General features: G+C 39.3%; 14 protein-coding genes, 1 riboswitch and 1 other annotated feature. Of the genes, 6 read left to right on the forward strand and 8 right to left on the reverse strand.

The window, feature by feature from the left end; all coding sequences use genetic code 11:
* Positions 1–188: 188 nt before the first annotated feature.
* Positions 189–656, forward strand: a complete 468-nt coding sequence (locus tag AKG34_RS20910) for a YgaN family protein (RefSeq protein ID WP_152952325.1) — start codon at positions 189–191, stop codon at positions 654–656.
* Positions 657–1,727: 1,071 nt separating this feature from the next.
* Here AKG34_RS20910 and AKG34_RS20915 read toward each other — a convergent pair.
* The 4 genes from AKG34_RS20915 to AKG34_RS20930 all read right to left on the reverse strand — a co-directional run bounded on the left by AKG34_RS20915 (position 1,728) and on the right by AKG34_RS20930 (position 8,993).
* Positions 1,728–4,901 carry a S8 family peptidase gene (locus tag AKG34_RS20915; protein WP_053347886.1) on the reverse strand — a complete coding sequence of 1,058 codons (3,174 nt, stop codon included), beginning with the start codon at positions 4,899–4,901 and terminating at the stop codon, positions 1,728–1,730.
* Between the two features lie 369 nt (positions 4,902–5,270).
* Entirely contained in the window at positions 5,271–7,685 is a 2,415-nt protein-coding gene (gene leuS / locus AKG34_RS20920) for a leucine--tRNA ligase (RefSeq protein WP_053347887.1), read from the reverse strand.
* Between the two features lie 54 nt (positions 7,686–7,739).
* Positions 7,740–7,969 (reverse strand) — a binding site (T-box leader).
* 158 nt (positions 7,970–8,127) lie between these two features.
* Positions 8,128–8,391: a DUF2524 family protein gene (locus AKG34_RS20925; protein ID WP_053347888.1), complete on the reverse strand. Its 264-nt coding sequence runs from the start codon at positions 8,389–8,391 to the stop codon at positions 8,128–8,130.
* A gap of 98 nt (positions 8,392–8,489) precedes the next feature.
* Positions 8,490–8,993 carry an SMI1/KNR4 family protein gene (locus tag AKG34_RS20930; RefSeq protein ID WP_053347889.1) on the reverse strand — a complete coding sequence of 168 codons (504 nt, stop codon included), beginning with the start codon at positions 8,991–8,993 and terminating at the stop codon, positions 8,490–8,492.
* 167 nt (positions 8,994–9,160) lie between these two features.
* Here AKG34_RS20930 and AKG34_RS20935 point away from each other — a divergent pair, with 167 nt between their 5' ends.
* The 3 genes from AKG34_RS20935 (at position 9,161) to AKG34_RS20945 (ending at position 11,472) form a co-directional block, all read left to right on the forward strand.
* Positions 9,161–10,123: a tRNA modification radical SAM protein MnmL/YtqA gene (locus AKG34_RS20935; RefSeq protein WP_053347890.1), complete on the forward strand. Its 963-nt coding sequence runs from the start codon at positions 9,161–9,163 to the stop codon at positions 10,121–10,123.
* Positions 10,120–10,692 carry a tRNA 5-(aminomethyl)-2-thiouridylate-methyltransferase MnmM gene (locus tag AKG34_RS20940; protein WP_053347891.1) on the forward strand — a complete coding sequence of 191 codons (573 nt, stop codon included), beginning with the start codon at positions 10,120–10,122 and terminating at the stop codon, positions 10,690–10,692. The genes AKG34_RS20935 and AKG34_RS20940 overlap by 4 nt, the downstream gene beginning before the upstream one ends.
* 384 nt (positions 10,693–11,076) lie before the next feature.
* Positions 11,077–11,472, forward strand: a complete 396-nt coding sequence (locus AKG34_RS20945; RefSeq protein ID WP_053347892.1) for a hypothetical protein — start codon at positions 11,077–11,079, stop codon at positions 11,470–11,472.
* Positions 11,473–11,534: 62 nt separating this feature from the next.
* Here AKG34_RS20945 and AKG34_RS20950 read toward each other — a convergent pair whose 3' ends face one another.
* Positions 11,535–12,338, reverse strand: coding sequence for an alpha/beta hydrolase (locus AKG34_RS20950; RefSeq protein WP_053347893.1), 804 nt, complete (start codon positions 12,336–12,338; stop codon positions 11,535–11,537).
* Between the two features lie 212 nt (positions 12,339–12,550).
* Between AKG34_RS20950 and AKG34_RS20955 the strand changes: the two genes are divergently transcribed.
* Entirely contained in the window at positions 12,551–13,069 is a 519-nt protein-coding gene (locus AKG34_RS20955) for a gamma carbonic anhydrase (protein WP_053348187.1), read from the forward strand.
* Positions 13,070–13,275: 206 nt separating this feature from the next.
* On the opposite strand, the gene metK is transcribed toward AKG34_RS20955, so the two are convergent.
* Positions 13,276–14,469 carry a methionine adenosyltransferase gene (gene metK, locus AKG34_RS20960; protein ID WP_053347894.1) on the reverse strand — a complete coding sequence of 398 codons (1,194 nt, stop codon included), beginning with the start codon at positions 14,467–14,469 and terminating at the stop codon, positions 13,276–13,278.
* Positions 14,470–14,631: 162 nt separating this feature from the next.
* A riboswitch (SAM riboswitch) is annotated at positions 14,632–14,795 on the reverse strand.
* 554 nt (positions 14,796–15,349) lie between these two features.
* Here metK and pckA point away from each other — a divergent pair.
* Positions 15,350–16,936 (forward strand): phosphoenolpyruvate carboxykinase (ATP), encoded by a 1,587-nt coding sequence (pckA, locus tag AKG34_RS20970; RefSeq protein ID WP_053347896.1) that lies wholly within the window; start codon positions 15,350–15,352, stop codon positions 16,934–16,936.
* A gap of 529 nt (positions 16,937–17,465) precedes the next feature.
* Here the strand turns inward: pckA and AKG34_RS20980 are convergent.
* Both AKG34_RS20980 and AKG34_RS20985 read right to left on the reverse strand, forming a co-directional pair.
* Positions 17,466–18,767, reverse strand: a complete 1,302-nt coding sequence (locus tag AKG34_RS20980) for a nucleotide sugar dehydrogenase (protein WP_053347898.1) — start codon at positions 18,765–18,767, stop codon at positions 17,466–17,468.
* A gap of 45 nt (positions 18,768–18,812) precedes the next feature.
* The gene (locus tag AKG34_RS20985) at positions 18,813–20,129 is read right to left on the reverse strand and encodes a glycosyltransferase (RefSeq protein WP_053347899.1); all 1,317 of its coding nucleotides are present in this window, start codon (positions 20,127–20,129) and stop codon (positions 18,813–18,815) included.
* Positions 20,130–20,140 lie beyond the last annotated feature (11 nt).

Below are 20,140 nucleotides of genomic sequence, written 5' to 3' on the forward strand. Positions count from 1 at the left end.
AATATTAAATAATTGTTTATTATTGGATTACGAATTAAATTTAGGGGGAGAAAATAATAAAAAAAGTATTTCTATCAATCATGATATCCCTGCTCTCATTTTCTTTAGTTGCCTGTAAGAATGCTGAACCGAAATCTGAGAATTCTCTTTCTGTTTCTAAGTTGACCGAAAGAGAAAAGTCCATCCTTATGAATACAAGTGAACACTCCTTTCTTATCGATTTTGATGTTGATGATACATATAAGAAGATGTCCGTTTGGGTCGAAAAATATGAAGCTGGCAAACTTGTTGAAGATGAAATGGGCCTCATGACAACTGGGATTAAAGATAATGGTACGATCATCTTTACAACATCTAAAACGCCCGAAAAACAAAATCTATCGATGTTTAATATCAGTATTCAAAGCGATGATGGTGTGTCTACAGCTACTTATTTAGAAAAGATTGAAGAAAAAGATTCCATCGTAACCGGCAGTATTGAAACGATAAATATGCTGAATACAAACAAGCTCGTATTAGCGAGTATTTGCTATTCAAGCGGAAATGAAAGCATGCATTCTCTTTCTACGGATTTTTATAATGATATGGATAGTCACATAAACGAATTAAAAGATTACGATGTTGTCTATCTTCTGAGAAGTGAATTTACTAAATAAGCTTTTTAGAACTGAATCTAGGGGTATCTAAGATGTTCATTAGCCATGTTCTTTCATTCGTTCTCCCCCTAAAGGTTAGGTTATTAACTTTAAGAGTTTTCGTTTAGGTTATTTCTATTTCTATTGATTAAATTTACTTCTACCATACAGTTCGAGATTCTATCCTCCCTTATACAGAGAAAAAAGACAGCATCCTCGGCTGTCTTTTTTTAATATCTAATAATTGTTATTCTTCAACTTCTATCGTAAATCTATAGGCTTTTTCAGCCATGAAAAAATTATTTTCATTTTTATTCTTAGTTGGGTCAGGTATTATAAAACTTGTAAATTCATATAGTCCTGGTTTATTTGGTGACTCTTTGCTGAAGTAGAAGCTACAGCACGGGGTTTTAGACCAATTGGGTTTGAACCTGAAAGTTTAGCATTTCCTACTGATTCACTTATTTCAACAACGCTGAGTAAGTTGAGGATTCATCTAAGATAGGTTTGTGACAATTTTTCAACATCTTTAAAAAGTCTATTGAAGTAAAAGATTTCTAAGTGTAATCTTTTAAAATAAAAAAATAGAAAGAAGATTTTTAAATTGAAGAAGCTCATCCTTTTCTTTGCAGCAGTAGTCATTGCAAGTTCTCTCGGACACCAAATAAACGGCGGATATAATGACCCCCGTAAATCCCGCCCTAGATATCATATAAAATAATGAATCTTGCTTTAATCAGTTTGATTCCTAATGCCTTTTGATAAAAGGCACAAAAAAACGCCCTGAACTATATCCCGAATTTTTGACACATGGGTTATTTCAAAGGTCATGTCAATAACCTACTTGGGATGCGCTTGATGCAGAAAACTAAATGTAGTGAAAGAGAATGTCAAAAAACAATATGTCTAAATTTTTGCTTTCTCAATAGTTTTTTGTATTTCAAATCGAATTAACTAGTATGACATTGATATTTTTGTCTTTATATCATTTGTAATAGAAGGGTATAAACAGTAACACCAACCAAACAAAAAACAGCCGTTTAACATAAATGTTAAACGGCTATACTTTTTATTTTTTATGCTTCTTAACCGTTACTTTTTCTTCTTAACCGTTACTTTTGCTGCTTTACTTGTATTGCCAGCTTTATCTTTTGCTGAGACATATAATACAGAACCTGCTTTTTTCTTGCTGATTTTAACAGAGAATTTTCCATTTTTATCAGCTTTAGCTGTGCCGATATTTTTATCTTGGTACTTCACCGTAACAGTTGAACCGATTTCTGCTTTACCAGTTACGTTAGTGGATTTATCGTTTACTTCATTCACTTTCGGTGCACTTGGAGCTGTTTTATCTTTAACCGTTACTTTTGCTGCTTTCCCTGTATTGCCAGCTTTATCTTTAGCTGAGACGTATAATACAGAACTTGCTTTTTTCTTGCTAATTTTAATAGAGAATTTTCCATTTTTATCAGCTTTAGCTGTGCCGATATTTTTGTTTTGGTACTTCACCGTAACAGTCGAACCGATTTCCGCTTTACCAGTTATGTTGGTGGATTTGTCGTTTACTTCGTTCACTTTCGGTGCACTTGGAGCTGTTTTATCAATTACAGTCACGGTCGCTGCTTTACTTTCACGTTTTGCCAAGTCTGTAGCTGTGATTGAAAGCTTAGTCCCCGCTTTTTGTTTGCTGATTTTTACTTTAAAATTCCCCTTGCTATCCGTGTTGCCTGAACCAATTACTTTTTTTGCATTATTTTTGATTGTAATTTTCATCTCGGCTTGCGATTGACCAGTTACATACGTATCTTTGTCACTGACAGCCTTAACAGTTGGCTTATTAGGTGTTTCACCCTTCTTCACAAACACCTTGATTGTAGATACTGCTAGTTTGGAAGAATCAGATATATTCACAGTAAGAAGTTGACTTGCTTTTTGGACTGGAATCTTAATACTGAACGTTCCATTGGCTGCAGCTGTCGTTTTACCAAGCGTTTGCTTTCCATTTTTCACTTCGATTGTCGAACCTTTTTTTGCTGATCCTGCAATTTTTGTTTGCGTATCAATTAATGGATTAACTTTAGCTTGTAAATCCACTGTACTAAGTGCACTATAAGCATTCAGTCTTCCAAATCCCGATACGATATCTTTTCCAATAGGTAATTCTTCTACTGGGTATAGGATTTCTCCTTCCTCAGGTTGGTAGTCCTCATACGGATCTACATTATCTTCTTCTTCAAAAGCAACATATTCGGATGTCTCGTGAAGAATTTCTCTTACATCATTTAATTTCAAACCAGGATTCCCGGATAATAACAAGGCAGTAGTTGCCGCAACATGAGGAGCTGCCATTGATGTACCATCCATGTAGGTAACATTCCCATTCGGTACAAGGCTTGGAATGCCTGTCCCTGGAGCAACCATGTCTAATTTCGCGCCATAATTAGAATAATCCGATACTAAATCAAGGGCATTGGTTGCACCGACGGAAATGACATATTTAGAAGATGCAGGGTAAGAAAGACCTTCAATCCCATCATTACCGCTTGCTACGACAACCATTACATTTTTGGCAGCAGCATCTTTCAAAGCATGTTCAATTGTTCTGCTGTATTCTCCACCTAAGCTAAGGTTTATGACCTTGGCGCCATGGTCCACAGCATATTTAATACCTAATGCAATTTTCTCCATGTCTCCATATCCTGAAGAATCGAGAACTTTTACAGGCATGATTTTAGCTACTGGATTAATTCCTTGCATGGAATACCCATTATCAGCTTTGGCAGCGATAATCCCAGAAACATGGGTACCATGACCATTGTCATCAACGGCATTTCCTTTTTTATCAATGAAGTTCTTACCTAAATCCATGCGAACTGTATCTTTCAAATCCGCCAGGGAATCATCAGCACCTGTGTCGACAACCGCTACTAATGTATCCTTTAAATTACGTTTCTTAATAAGGTTTTGCAGTTTTTCGTTATCGATGTCTGCTCCCTTAAAGCCCTCTTCTCCACCGGGGTTATTTAAAGACCATTGATACGGTGACTGAATATCGGCTGAAAGTGCTTTGTACGTTTTGACCGCTTCGATATATTCCACTTCTGGAAGTTTCTCGATATTCGATAGAGATGCTGTGCTCATTTTAGCTTGATTGTTTAACTCTACAACGTACATATCATCATACAGAACCTCTTGTTTCTTAGGTGTCGATAATGTTCCATATCCTTTTCCTTTTACCTTGGATTGGACTGAACTTAAAGACTTCCCAGGTTTAAGTTTGACAATATATTTGTTCTTTATATTCTTCGATGCTGGAAGTTCAATTCCTGCTTTGCTTGCGATATCGACGATTCTCTCACCTGCAAGCTTATCAAGGTTGATTTTCTTTGCAATGCTGTTCATTTCTTTTTTCAATCCAGCTGGAGCGACGTCTGCTGTCTTATTAAATAATGCTTTAATCGCTTTTTGCTGTTCGTTGCTAATGACTTCTGTACTGCTTACTCCATTTTCATTAAGATCCTCAATTAGAGGCTTAAGGACGACTAGATTTTTATAGACAGCATCTCTGGCAGTTTTATTACTAGCCAGATGAAGAGCTAGGAATGGAGAGGCTTTATAGTATAAAGATGAAAGGCTACGTCCCTCAGATGACTTCGTGAGAACTTCGTCTCTAAACACGCGAAGTGTTTTCAACATAGATTCTCCCGTTTTCTTATCGGTTACGCTTACTTCAACTGGGCATGATTCGAGATCCATCTCTTCGTCCCCAGCAGATGGTGGCAGCGTTACAGAATGAGCATTGATTGAGTATTCAGCTTCATTTTTAGCTTCTGGTATAGGATTTCCCTCTTCATCCATTTCACCAAAATATTCAACTTTAATATAATACGTGCCTTCCCAAGCATATGGGAAATCCACAACAGCCTTTTCATCAGGATAAGCAGAGGCCATGTAATTACTCTCATCTTGTTCTGCTTTTTCTTTATCTTGATAAACGGAAATATTCAAGATTTGCTCCGAATTGACTTCGAACTCAATATGGGAGAATTTTTGTATTTCTTCTTCTGTCGGTTTAATTTGATACCATTGAACATCCGGTTTTTCAAACTTCCCGACTAAAGTATCTCCATTTTTAATTGGTTTTACGTTCTCAATGGATGATACAGGATTTGGTGCAGCTTGAGATTTTTGTGGAACCATCAAGCTGAAAATCAGTGCAAAAATAAGTACAAACGCTGTAAATCGACTTACAATCTTAAATTTCACAGTTTCGCCTCCAATAAATAGTAAAAAATTACATCACTATACCAAACTATCATACTGTAAAATATTATCAACCAATTTTTTCCCTTTTTCATAAAAAATGCTTGATAGTACTAAACATTTTGCTGAAAAATGGTTCACATGTACCAATTAAGAAACAATTTATATCCAAAAACAGTATTTTTATCAAAAATAGTAGGTGAAATTCACTTTGGCATCCAATAACTAGTTGATGATTTCAAAATCTGATATTTAATACCGGAAATCGACATTTATCATAGAAATCACAAAATATGTCGAATTTCAGATTTATTTCTGCTCATGAAAAAAAAGCTGACCCTGCACAAGACATGCGGGCCAGCTCTCAACTATTTAGTTTGCGACAATGTTGACTAGTTTTCCTGGTACAGCAATGACTTTACGGATGGTTTTGCCATCAATTTGTTCTTTGATGGAGTCATCGCCCATCGCAATTTCTTCTAGTTTTTCTTTCGTTGTGTCAGTTGGAACCATTAATTTGGCTTTGACTTTTCCGTTGATTTGGATGACGATTTCAACTTCGTTGTCGACTAGCTTAGCTTCGTCAAACGCTGGCCATGTTCCGTATGTGATGCTTTCAGAATGGCCAAGTTTAGACCAAAGTTCTTCGGCGATATGCGGTGCAACTGGCGCAAGCAATTTCACGAAGCCTTCGATGTATACTTTAGGAAGCGAATCTGCTTTGTAGGCATCATTGATAAATACCATCAGCTGTGAAATCGCCGTATTGAATTTCAATTCTTCATAGTTCTCGGTCACTTTTTTTACCGTTTGATGATACACTTTTTCAAGCTTTCCGCTGTCATCAGTATCAGCTATTTTATCTGTAATCGTGCCGTCTTCGCTAATTAGTAAACGCCAGATACGATCAAGGAATCGGCGCGAACCGTCCAATCCGTTTGTCGACCAAGCAATGGAAGCGTCCAATGGTCCCATGAACATTTCGTACATACGAAGTGTATCGGCACCATGGCTTTCAACGATGTCATCTGGGTTTACGACATTGCCCTTTGATTTACTCATTTTTTCATTATTCTCTCCAAGGATCATTCCTTGGTTGAATAGGTTTTGGAAAGGTTCACTCGTTGGTACGATACCGATATCGTACAAGAATTTATGCCAGAAGCGAGCGTACAATAAGTGAAGAACTGCATGCTCAGCACCACCAATATAAATGTCGACTGGCATCCATTCTTTTAATTTTTCCGGATCTGCAAGTGCTTCTGTATTGTCCGGATCAATATAACGAAGGAAGTACCAGCTGCTGCCTGCCCATTGTGGCATTGTATTCGTCTCACGGCGGCCTTTACGTCCGTTTTCATCCGTTACATTCACCCATTCCGTAATGTTCGCAAGCGGTGATTCACCAGTGCCTGAAGGCTTGATGTCAGTTGCTTTCGGTAAAATCAATGGAAGTTCTTCTTCTTTCACCGCGGACATCGTGCCATCTTCCCAATGGATGATTGGAATTGGTTCACCCCAGTAACGTTGGCGGCTGAATAACCAGTCGCGAAGACGGTACGTGATTTTTTTCGTGCCGATTTCTTTTTCTTCCAGCCATTTGATCATGGTTGAAATGCCTTCTTCTTTATTCAATCCATCTAGGAATTCAGAATTCACATGAAGACCGTCGCCTGTGTATGCTTCTTTTGTCACATCTCCACCAGCTACAACTTCCTTAATTGGCAATTCGAATTTAACAGCAAATTCATAATCACGTTCATCATGCGCAGGAACGGCCATGATAGCACCCGTTCCGTAGCTGATTAACACATAATCAGCAATCCAGATCGGCATTTTCTCGCCATTGACTGGATTTATTGCATAAGCCCCTGTGAACACACCTGATTTACCTTTTGCCAAGTCTGTTCTTTCCAAGTCACTTTTATGTTTCACTTCATCTAAATAAGCGTCAACTGCAGATCTTTGTTCAGTAGTCGTAATTTTATCAACAAATGAATGCTCTGGAGCCAATACCGCATACGTTGCACCGAATAAAGTATCCGGACGAGTCGTAAACACCGTGAATGTTTCATCGTGGCCATCGATATTGAACGTCACTTCCGCTCCCTCAGAACGGCCAATCCAGTTACGTTGCATATCCTTAATGTTCTCCGGCCAATCCACATCATTCAAATCGTCGATCAAACGGTCTGCATAAGCTGTGATTCGAAGCATCCACTGCTTCATCGGACGGCGCTCAACCGGATGGCCTCCACGCTCACTTTTTCCATCGATGACTTCTTCGTTCGCCAAAACTGTGCCAAGTGCCGGACACCAGTTCACAGCCACTTCATCAATATAAGCAAGACCCTTTTCATATAATTTCAAGAAGATCCATTGCGTCCATTTATAATATTCAGGGTCGGTCGTGTTGATTTCTCGGTCCCAGTCATAAGAGAAACCAAGCGCCTTGATTTGACGGCGGAATGTGTTGATGTTGTGTTCCGTAAATTCCGCTGGGTCATTCCCCGTATCAATCGCATACTGCTCTGCCGGAAGTCCAAAAGCATCCCAGCCGATTGGATGTAACACATTATATCCCTGCGCCCGCTTCATTCTTGCTAAAATATCGCTTGCCGTATAACCTTCAGGATGCCCAACATGAAGACCCGCTCCTGATGGATATGGGAACATATCAAGCGCGTAGAATTTACGTTTTCCGCTCTCTTCCCCTGTTTTAAATGTCTTATTGCCTTCCCAATACTGTTGCCATTTCGTTTCTATACTTCTATGGTCAAAACTCATTTGATTTCCTCCTAATTTCCATATAAAAAAACAATAAAAAAACCCCTCATCCCAAATAGGGACGAGAGGATTATGTATATCTTCCCGCGGTACCACCCACATTGGCGATACTTAAAAAACCGCCCAGCTCAAACATCCGTAACATGGATTAAACGCCAGGCATTACTATTACCTTCACACCTGTAACTCCAAGGCGAGTTCACAATCATTCCAGGTTGACTTGCACCATCCGTCAACTCTCTATACTGGTTCTAATCGCTACTGCTCCTCATCATAGTCTTTATGAGAATATTTGATTATATTACATTCTAGTCAATTTTACCGATAATTGCAATAGCCGTTCACCAACATTATCAACAGGTATCTCATAATATATGCGTATTTGAGAAAAATTGTTCAAAAATAAATAGGGAGCTATGCATCCATAGCCCCCATTCTTACTTTAATGACGCAGTAAAATCATCTCATTTTTCATTTCATTCAACTGCTGTTGCATCCGAGAAAGCATATCTCGTTGTTGGGCATTCGAACTGGCATACAATCGTTCCATATCCGTCAAAGCCTCTTCGATATATCTTTGCGAATTTTGAAATTGTTCATCATCATAATGCTCCTGCCGTGAAGCCTCGTTAAATTCAAACTCTGCAAAATGGAGAGCCCCTTCACATTGCTCTAAAAAATGATCGATGGATTGTCTGGTGGCCATTTCAAACCCTCTCCTTCGCGTCTCATTTGGATGATTCGAAATCATCTCGATTAGTTTGAGCAAATAACGAGTGGATTATCAGTTTTTTTGAGGAATCATTATTTATCCCAAAATTTCTCTCCATGATGGGAAATAAACTGATCAATCCATTCGGCAAAGCCCATATGGAGTTTCTCGCCTTCTTCAAAATCGTCGATATGTCCTTTTACCATTAAATAATTCTTATCGCCTTTCGCAACGGCTTCCCCATCAATCACGATATTATCTTGATAGATGCAGGCAACCTTATAACATCCTTCGTAGGAGTCTTCATATGTGTAATTAATAATATCATCCAGGCTGTATAAATCATTTTCTCCCCCGGATTCAAGGTTATCGAACAGACGGCATCCATTCGTTATTTTCAAAAATTCTTTATAATCATCGGGCAGCAGCAATCCAGTTTTCTGTTCAAAGGAATGAATTTGTTCGTCCGAGGCAGGTGAATTGAAGGTACAAGTGGCTTTATAAATAAACCCATCTTCATTTACTTCGATCACCTGATTATTTTCGGCTAATTTCTTTTTCATTTGATTAATTGCTTCTTCAACTTGACCAGTCATGTCCATCAGCTCCCGATTGGATTTATCATTCACTAGATATACTGGCATTAGTAGCCAATGTTTAACCTTCAAGTATTCATTATACGCTTATTTTTAGAAAAAAGACCTAGCTGCCAGAATGTTGTATAATATATGTTGCGCTTTATTATTCTTAGGAGGTTGCTGACTTGAATCAAGCAAACCCGTTTATATATGCATCGGATAACAAACGATATCATACTTGGAATTATCACTTACGCAATCACTTTGGACATAAAGTTTTTAAGGTTGCTCTAGACGGCGGTTTTGACTGTCCGAACCGTGATGGCACCGTCGCACATGGAGGCTGTAGCTTCTGCAGTGTCTCTGGATCGGGAGACTTTGCAGGTAACCGCGTTGAACCGCTCGACGTCCAGTTTAAGAAAGTCAGTGAGCGAATGCATCATAAATGGAAAGACGGAAAGTATATGGCCTATTTCCAAGCGTTCACGAATACGCATGCACCCGTGGCAGAGCTTCGTGAAAAATACGAAAGCGTACTGACTCAAGAGGGTGTCATCGGCCTCTCCATCGCGACACGGCCGGACTGTCTGCCAGATGATGTAGTCGAATATTTAGCGGAACTGAACGAACGTACTTACCTCTGGGTGGAGCTTGGCCTGCAGACCGTTCATGAAAAAACCGCCATGATGATCAACCGTGCTCATGATTTTGATTGCTACAAAGAAGGCGTTGATAAACTGCGCAAACATGGCATTCGAGTTTGCTCCCACATCATTAATGGCCTTCCTCAAGAGGACTACGAAATGATGATGGAAACAGCTCGTGAAGTCGCGAAACTAGATGTGCAGGGCATTAAGATTCACTTACTTCATCTATTAAAAGGGACGCCCATGGTCAAGCAATATGAAAAGGGCCTGCTTGAATTTCTTGACCGTGACGATTATGTCAATCTTGTTTGTGATCAGTTGGAAATAATCCCTCCTGAAATGATCGTTCACCGCATAACTGGAGACGGTCCGATTGATTTGATGATTGGACCGATGTGGAGCGTCAATAAATGGGATGTATTGAATGCCATTGATGCCGAATTGAAACGCCGCAACAGCTGGCAGGGGAAAAATTATCATATGGAGGTACCATCACGATGAAGCTGGATCGCATTTTGCCATTCGCAAAACTTCTGCTTGAAAAAGCAGTTCAACCCGGGGACATTACCGTTGACGGCACTATGGGCAACGGCTTTGACACTGTCTTTCTTGCAGGACTAACTGGTGAAAAAGGACATGTCTATAGTTTTGACATTCAAGAAGATGCCATTCAAATCACAGCAGCCAAACTGAAGGCTGAAAGTATGCATGAACGCTGCACTCTCGTTCATGACGGACACGAGCAGATGAACAAATACATCAGCAAAGAACATTTTGGGAATATTACTGGAGCTATTTTTAACCTGGGCTACCTTCCTGGTGGAGACAAATCAATCGTCACCCAAGCTAATACAACGATATCTGCAATTGAACAGCTGTTCGAAATGATGGCTCCCGAAGGTATCATCATCCTCGTCATCTATCACGGTCATCCAGAAGGTGCTACGGAACGGGACGCATTATTACACTATGTTCAGGATCTCCCTCAGCAAAAAGCCCATGTCCTGAAATATGACTTCATTAATCAAGCCAATAATCCGCCATTCATAGTGGCAATTGAAAAGAGATAACCACAATTAACACCGTTCATTAAAACGGTGTTTTTCATATTCATCGAAAATCATTCCCATGTGCTATGAGTAAAGCAATAGTACACATGTTTCAGGACAGGCCAGTGACTATTACCTAAAAAATATGATTTTTTTCCTCTTTGTTAAAGCAAACTTCCTGATAAGAATGAACAAAAAAAGCAGTCATTACTAAATTCGCTCTAGGCTACATTTACATTTAACACCTTTCCCCTTAGATAGGTTGAGATATATTCATCCCCTTGTTAAAGGGATAACTATTCTTAATGCAAACAAATCATCTAAAAATATTACCAAACAGAACTTTTTGAATTTTTAGTCTATAACTATTATAATGATTAAAAACAGATAAGTGGGTGCAGAAAAATGGAACATTTGTCGACTGCAATACTGACAGATATATTGACTGAAAAAATCAAACGAGACACAAGTGAAGAATATGGAGAATTTGTCAGCTCCCTTAACTCATTAACAGAGAAACAAACAACGGTAGAAGACCTGAAACAGGTTGAAAATCATTTTGATAAATTCCTGCCTCAACTCGATTTAGTGATTTCCACTCAAGGACATGAAGAGATCATGAATATGAAGGCGACCCTCTTAGACCTATTCGCGAATGACTTAAGCTTCAAATCAATTTACCTTTTGTCTGCTGCCTTATCCAATAAAAAAGAACTTACACACTTGAACCAATTTATGTATCCGGTTACTTATTGGGCACCCGTCATTAAGTCGAACGAATTACTTACAAACGCTGGATAAAACAAAAAAGCTGCTGATAATCGCTTCAGCAGCTTTTTATATTTATCCAGCAGTATGTACCTTCAAACAACATACCCTAATATTTTTAAACGATTTTCAACAAAACTCAATGCGTATTGGAATACGTCATCCCGCTCTGGTTCGTTGAAGATTTCGTGATAAAGTTTTGGCCATTCTTTGTATTGTTTTTCACTAGCCAAGTTATAATTAAACCACTCTCGAACCGCCTTTTTATTCACGATTCGGTCATCTCCGCCTTGCATCAACAAAAGAGGCACATCCTGAAATTCAGGAATCTCTTCAAAGGCATCCTTCATAGCCTGTGCAAGCTCACGATACCAGCGAATCGAAACCTTTGTAATGTATAATGTATCATTTTTATCTGATTCACGGACTTCAGAACTTCTCGTAGCCATTTCAGGTGTTAATCCGGAATCGACTCTGAACTTAGGCATCACGAGGTTCAATCCATGCGAAATGGCTGTTAAGAACCTGCGGGGCTTCGTCACGAGGCCCAGACATGGTGAAGATAAAATCACCCCTGCAATGTCCCACTCTTCTTCCTGAAGTAAGCGTATTGAAATCAAACCACCCATGCTGTGTCCAAGCAAAAAGACTGGCAGCGAATATTCGAAGGCATCTTCTATCCAGCTTTTTACTTCGTCTAAATATTCGTCAAAGGAATCGATATGTCCCCGGTAGGCACGAGTTGTCATCCCCTGCCCAGGAAGGTCGCCCATGACAACATGATATCCGGCTGAAAGCCACATTTGCGTTACCCACTTATATCGGCCGTGATGCTCCATTGCCCCATGAATGATGACAATGACGCCTTTTGCGTCTCCTTCTGTCTCCCATTTCCACATTCGAAATCCCCCTTTCACTTTTCTCTTGTTGTATACGATCAATGATAGCTGAAAAATAATATATATAAATTATAACCATATTCATGATTTTCGACAAAAAGGAAGTCTAACAAGTTCTACATTTTTATTATAAATAGCCAAGTCTATTTACATACGGTATATTAAAATAATACATAAAAACATCTACTTCGGAAAGGAAATGATTAAAAATGATTATTTATCCATTTAAAGGTAAAGAACCTGAAATCTCTGAAAGCGCTTATATTGCTGAAAATGCAGTCGTGACAGGTGATGTGAAAATCGGCGACGAAACGTCAATCTGGTTTAATACCGTTATACGTGGCGACGTTGCCCCTACTATAATCGGTAATAAAGTAAGTGTACAAGATAACAGCGTTCTTCACCAAAGTCCAAATAATCCATTAATTATCGAAGACGAAGTAACCATAGGCCATCAGGTTATTTTACATAGCTGTAAAGTTCGTAAAGGAGCTCTAATCGGCATGGGGTCGATTGTACTTGATGCAGCAGAAATCGGGGAAGGAGCTTTTATCGGTGCTGGAAGTCTTGTCCCCCAAGGTAAAATCATACCACCAAACACATTGGCATTCGGCCGTCCAGCTAAAGTCGTACGCGAAATTAACGATGAAGATCGCAAGGATATGGAACGTATCGTCCGAGAATATGCTGAAAAAGGACAATACTATAAACATGCAGAACGCATTAAATAATTCATGTAAACTCACGAGTAAACTTGCATAATTCACGAGTAAAAAACTAAAACTCACGAGTAAATCTACATAATTCACGAGTAAAAAACTAAATGGCTGGTTTAAATAGGATTTCTTGAATTATTCCCTCAGTCGACAAATTTATTCCATTTCACAATTGAAAAAGGTGCCTCGCTAGTTGCGAGGCACCTTTTACTTTTATTTGATTACGCTTGTGCTTTTAAAATTTCAGCTTTATCTGTGCGTTCCCAAGGAAGATCAACATCTGTACGGCCAAAGTGTCCGTAAGCAGCTGTTTGTTTGTAGATTGGGCGACGAAGATCAAGCATTTTGATGATACCAGCTGGACGCAGGTCAAAGTTAGCGCGTACTAGATCAACTAGTACTTCTTCGCTTACTGTTCCTGTTCCGAATGTATCAATCGAGATTGATACAGGCTCTGCCACACCAATTGCGTATGCCAATTGTACTTCCGCTTTGTCAGCAAGGCCAGCAGCTACGATGTTTTTCGCAACGTAACGAGCAGCGTATGCCGCAGAACGGTCAACTTTTGTTGCATCTTTACCGGAGAATGCACCGCCACCGTGACGAGCGTAGCCGCCGTACGTATCAACGATGATTTTACGTCCAGTAAGACCAGCATCCCCTTGAGGTCCGCCAATTACAAAACGGCCAGTTGGGTTAATGAAGTACTTAGTCCCAGCATCGATTAATTCAGCTGGTACAACTGCTTTAATTACATGTTCTTTTAAGTCAGCTTGAATTTGCTCAAGAGTTACTTCTGGATCATGTTGTGTTGAAATAACAATTGTGTCAACTCTTACAGGTTGATTATTTTCATCATACTCCACCGTTACCTGTGTTTTACCATCAGGACGTAAGTAAGCAAGCGTTTCATCTTTACGAACTTGAGACAAGCGGAATGAAAGTTTATGAGCTAATGAAATCGGAAGTGGCATAAGCTCTTCTGTTTCATTGCAGGCAAAACCGAACATAAGCCCTTGGTCCCCTGCACCGATTGCATCGATTTCTTCATCTGACATAGTTCCTTCACGAGCTTCCAACGCTTTGTCTACGCCAGCTGCGATATCAGCAGATTGCTCATCAATAGAACTCAATACGGCACAAGTTTCAGCATCGAAACCGTATTTCGCACGTGTGTAACCAATTCCTGCAATCGTATCACGAACGATACGTGGAATATCCACATAAGCGGACGTTGTAATTTCACCAGCAACAAGTACAAGACCTGTTGTTACACTTGTTTCACACGCAACACGTGCATTTGCATCCTTAGCAAGGATAGCATCTAAAATGGAATCTGAAATCTGATCACAAATCTTGTCCGGATGGCCCTCTGTAACAGATTCAGAAGTAAATAGACGTTTCTTTGACATCATATTTCCTCCTTGGAAGTTAGTATGTTGTAGGCAAAAGCCTGATTTTTTACGGAACTCGTTTTCCCTTATTAGCTTCAACTATAGACACAGAATTACTAAAAAACACAAAAACCTTCCCTGGCAAATGAGGAAAGGTTTAAAATTCTGTCATCTATCCTTTCACTCTTATCGTTCAAGGGTTTTTTACCTTGCTCAGGTTAGCACCATCACCACTATTCCTTGAAGAACTATCGCTTTATTTTCGGCGATTGATCTTGGAGTCAAGTTCAATATGGCAGGTTGCTGGGTTTCAAAGGGCCTGTCCCTCCACCAACTCGGGATAAGAGAATCCGTACAATTTAAGATATTATCGTATTTGGTCGGAATCTGTCAATGCTTTTCGAAAAAGAACATTTTTCCCCATCACAGCTTTCACGAAAAAAAATGTGCTAATGCTCTGTCATTATTGGATTTTCGATGTAGAAAAACAACGAAAATGTAGAAAATTACCATAGATAAAAGAATTTGAAAAAGCGGAATTCGAACCGCGTAATAACTTTTTAGGATTTTGCCTTTTGATGTAATAGTAAGTTGTTCTTTTCTTAATTTCTTCCTATTAAATAAAAGAATCAAACCTTTTTTATATTCCTGAAACGAGACCCATTCGATCAAAATTCTAATCTTGATAATGGGCTTTCTTCCTAATTACACCACCCAGTTCAGATTCCTCATTCAAGTATATGCAGGAACCCGAACTCGGTTCATAACGCATTTTAAAAAATGATTAAGGAAACCATATAAAAAATAATCACAAAAAAAAATAAATAGTATAGACTATTTAAGTGAATGTGTTATACTAATTGTAATATAAAAACTTAAAACAAAGGAAGGTACCTCATATATGAATTCTGTAGATGTTTCTAATGAGTTACACCAATTATTGTCAGGAAATAATGTGCAAACTCAACTTTCAGTTCCCCAATTGGTTGAAAAAGTATTAAGCAGAAACGAAGGCGTTTTGACATCAACTGGCGCAGTAAAAGCTGAAACAGGCAAATATACTGGCCGTTCACCTAAAGATAAATATATCGTAGACGAAGCTTCTGTGAAAGACAAAGTAGATTGGGGTTCCGTAAACCAACCAATCTCTGAAGAAGTATTCAATAAACTATATAATAAAGTAGTTGACTACCTAAAAGCAAAAGAAGAGATCTTTGTTTTCAAAGGTTTCGCTGGCGCAGACGAAACCTCACGCCTTCCCATCCAAGTTGTAAATGAATATGCTTGGCATAATCTTTTCGCTCACACTTTGTTCATCCGTCCAAATGAAGAAGAACTAAGAGGTCACGAATCAGAATTCACGATTCTTTCTGCACCTAATTTCAAAGCAGATCCAGAAGTGGACGGAACTCAATCCGAAACATTCATCATCGTGTCATTTGAACGCCGTACTATCTTAATCGGTGGAACGGAATATGCAGGTGAAATGAAAAAATCGATCTTCTCAATCATGAACTACCTACTTCCAGAAGCTGGAATCCTTCCAATGCATTGCTCTGCTAACGTAGGACGTGAAGGAGATGTCGCTTTATTCTTCGGACTGTCTGGTACTGGTAAAACAACTTTATCTGCAGACACTAATCGCAAACTGATTGGTGATGACGAGCACGGCTGGTCTTCTAACGGTGTATTCAACATCGAAGGCGGCTGCTATGCAAAAACCATTAACCTTTCACGTGAAAAAGAACCGCAAATTTTCGATGCCATCCGTTTCGGTGCCGTATTGGAAAACGTAGTTGTTGACCCGGAAACACGTGAAGCAAACTACGATGATAGTTCATTAACAGAAAACACTCGTGCTGCATACCAAATGCAAGCGATTGATAACATCGTGAACCCAAGTATCGCAGGACACCCAAATACAATCATTTTCTTAACTGCTGATGCTTCAGGCGTACTGCCTCCAATCAGCAAACTTTCTAAAGAACAAGCAATGTTCCATTTCCTAAGTGGGTACACAAGTAAATTGGCTGGTACTGAAAGAGGAGTAACTTCACCAGAAGCTACATTCTCAACATGCTTCGGTTCACCATTCTTGCCTCTTCCTGCTACACGCTATGCTGAAATGCTTGGAGATAAAATTGACGAGCATAGTGCAAAAGTATACCTTGTCAACACTGGATGGACTGGCGGTGCATACGGAACTGGTAGCCGTATGAAACTTGCTTACACTCGTGCGATGGTACAAGCAGCACTTGAAGGCGAATTAGCAAACATCGAGACAATCAAAGACGATATCTTCGGTTTGGATATTCCACTTCATGTTCCTGGTGTTCCTGACGAAGTGCTTCAACCAATCAAGACTTGGGCAGATCCTGCTGCATATAAACAAACAGCAACAGCTCTTGCTGCTCAATTCCGTGCAAACTTTAAAAAATTCGGAAACGTTCCAAGTGAAATTGAAGAACTTGGCGGACCGACTGCTTAATCTTAATAAATAGAAAACAAAAGGACCAAGCGAAACTTGCTTGGTCCTTTCTTTATAAACTGACTAATCTAAACGATAAATCGACCATCACGATCTCACTCCTGTAAAAGCCACCTGAAGCGCCAGTATTTTTGAATTAAAAACAGCCAAGAGGCTGTCTCCTATGTTCCAGCTGGTGTCTTCCCCTTTGTTTCACAAAAGCCCAGACAAAGGTCTCCTGAGCCAAATCCTCTACATCCTGTTTGCCAATATAATAAACTAGAAAGTTCATCATACTTTTTTCATACGTATGATTCCACTCCCTCTTGGTCCGCCACCTATAAATAGCGAGTAGGTGGGGCCAGGCCAACCAATTCTGCTCTTCCCATGTCCCATAGGAATTCATATTTACAGAACATATAATAATTATCCGATCCCTATTATTATTTCAAATGATTTTTTTAACATGTTGCACAACTATAAAGGGTGCTGACTGAGTCAACACCCTTTATATCCCTATCATATCCGGCCTTGCAGAATCAGTTGTTTATTAGATAATCATTTTTTTCCTTACTTCTTTCAAATGTTCTGTTTTATATTCGAATACATTGCCTAAGTTGGCAATTTGGATGTTATGTTTATTAGCATCAATGCAATTCCGAGTATCCAAAATCATTTTATGAGCCATCTTGTTCGATAGTTTATCATAATCCATTTCTTTAAATTCATTATGATCGGTTAAGACAAGAATCAGGTCGGCATCTTTTACAGCGTCTTCGACAGAAACGACTGGCATTTTCCCAGATTGGACATGTGGGTCATGCAAGGATACTTCCACCTGATCCATGCTCATTAGGATATTTACAACATCAATGGCTGGGCTTTCACGGATATCATCTACATTTCCTTTGTAGGCAAGTCCAAAAACCGCTACCTTTGGTTTACGGATCCCCTCAAGTAACATCCTGACACAATTGACGATATAATACGGCATCGAAACGTTCGTGTCGCGGGCTAATTTGATGATTCTAGCTGTCTCAGGAGCTTTAGCGACAATGAAATAAGGATCGACCGCGAGACAATGTCCACCTACCCCTGGTCCTGGTTGATGAATATTTACACGTGGATGCTTATTTGCCATTGATATGACATCCAATACATTGATATCCAATTCGAAGCAAACTTTAGCCAACTCATTCGCAAGAGCAATATTCACATCACGGAAGGTATTTTCCATCAGCTTGGACATTTCAGCCGTTTTCGCATCCGTACGAATGATTTCCCCTTTAACGAAAGTTTCATAGACAAGACTTCCTTTGTGGGAGCAGGCTTCTGTGATGCCGCCAACGATTCGGTTATTATGCACCAATTCTTCTAGTATTCTCCCTGGCAAGACACGTTCCGGACAATGTACGAGAAAGATGTCTTGCCCGATCGTTAGCCCTGTCATCTCAATCAATGGCTTGATATGATCATCCATGCTCCTTGGTGCAATCGTCGATTCGATAATGATGACATTTCCCTTCTGAACAAAAGGAAGAATCCTTGAAGTTGCTTGCATAACATAGGTTAGATCACAGGATTGGTGTTGATCTTCATTGTTTGGAGTTGGGACCGCAATGATGAAAACATCCGCAGACTCCGGATTCAAGGTAGCACGAAATCTTTTAGCATCAAGCGCTTCATTTAACACTTCTTCTAGTCCAGGTTCTTCAATATGGAGCTTTCCATTATTCAATTTAGTAATAACATCAGGATGGATATCCACGCCAACAACATCTACACCGTGTTTTGCGAACATTAAAGATGTTGGAAGTCCTATATAACCTAGTCCCATTGTACATAATTTCATAATAACCACTCCTCATCATATTTTCTTCTAGTATTCTAGTTATTGTTAAGCTGATTGATAGATTTGGATGAAGATTTCTTTCTCTTGTTTCCAATTGTATTTAAGGCGGGCATTCAGACAGTTGCTGCTCATTTCCGCTCTTTTTTCTGGATGCTTTAATAAATAATTGACTCCGTCCGCAATAGAACGGGGATCATGGGAGTCGACACACACACCAATTTTCTCAGTCTCGACTACCTTTTGAATTTCTGGAAAGCTACAGGCGATGACGGGTACTCCGCTCATCATATATTCAAATAACTTATTGGAAGAAGCAGAATAATGATTAAAGCAGACATTATTCAATACCTGAAAACCTAAATATGCGTTTTTGGTATAATGAAGCAAATCGTCAACCGGTACCTTCGGGATAAATTTCACCCGATGTTCGAGACCCATTGACTCTACCTTTTTTATTAATTCAGGCTTGATCTTTCCATCTCCTATAAAAACTAGCGTTCCTGCTTCCATCATTGGCACAGCCTCAACCACTTTCTCTAGCCCTCTGCCTGTTTGAATGCCACCTTGATATAACAATATCGGCTCGTCCTCTGGCAGCATGAGCAACTCGTGTAAATCCACGACTGTACTTTCCTCAGGCAATGTAGGGATTGGGTAGTTATGGACCACATTCGGATACAGACCGTATAAGTCTTCATTATATTTAGCACGAGTATGATTTTCGGCGATCATTTCGTCGACAAATTTTAATAGAAACTTCTCTTGTATCCCGTAAATCCGGCTATTATAACCGGTTCTGCTTGTTTGAACTTCATGAGAATCATATATGAGCTTTTTACGTCTTAGAAATTTACTGCTGATCGCTCCCTGCATTAACGTATTCAAATCATTCGAATGGTAAAAGTCATACCTCTTTTTCCGGCCGTAATGAACCATTTGAAAAAAAATATAGCTTCTTGTCAAAAGAATCGGTAGCTTTGTTTTCGTCACAATTGTGGCGATTATTGCAAGAAGCGCCATAACACCGACTAATACGACAGTACTGATCCAGCCCGTTATCAGGTTCATGTTCAACAAGGTATTCCAAACCAATAAAGTGAGAACGGTCAATTCAAACATCTTATTTTTTGTTTTTTTTACGATATTAAGTACTCTATTAAGTCTTTCCCAGCGATTATTCACTCGAATGACATTAAATCCATTTTTATGTTTCTCTTTTTTTGGTAATTCTTCATTTTTCCAGTTATGAATTGCAATTAAGTCGACTTCATAACCTGCTTCGGTAAGAGCAGTGCATTCCCTTAGAACCCGTGCATCGTTGGTAAAATGATTCCACACAAACATACATACCGTCTTCGCCATTTTTACCTCCA

Origin of the sequence: Peribacillus butanolivorans, assembly GCF_001273755.1 — a bacterium.
GTDB classification, from domain to species: domain Bacteria; phylum Bacillota; class Bacilli; order Bacillales; family DSM-1321; genus Peribacillus; species Peribacillus butanolivorans.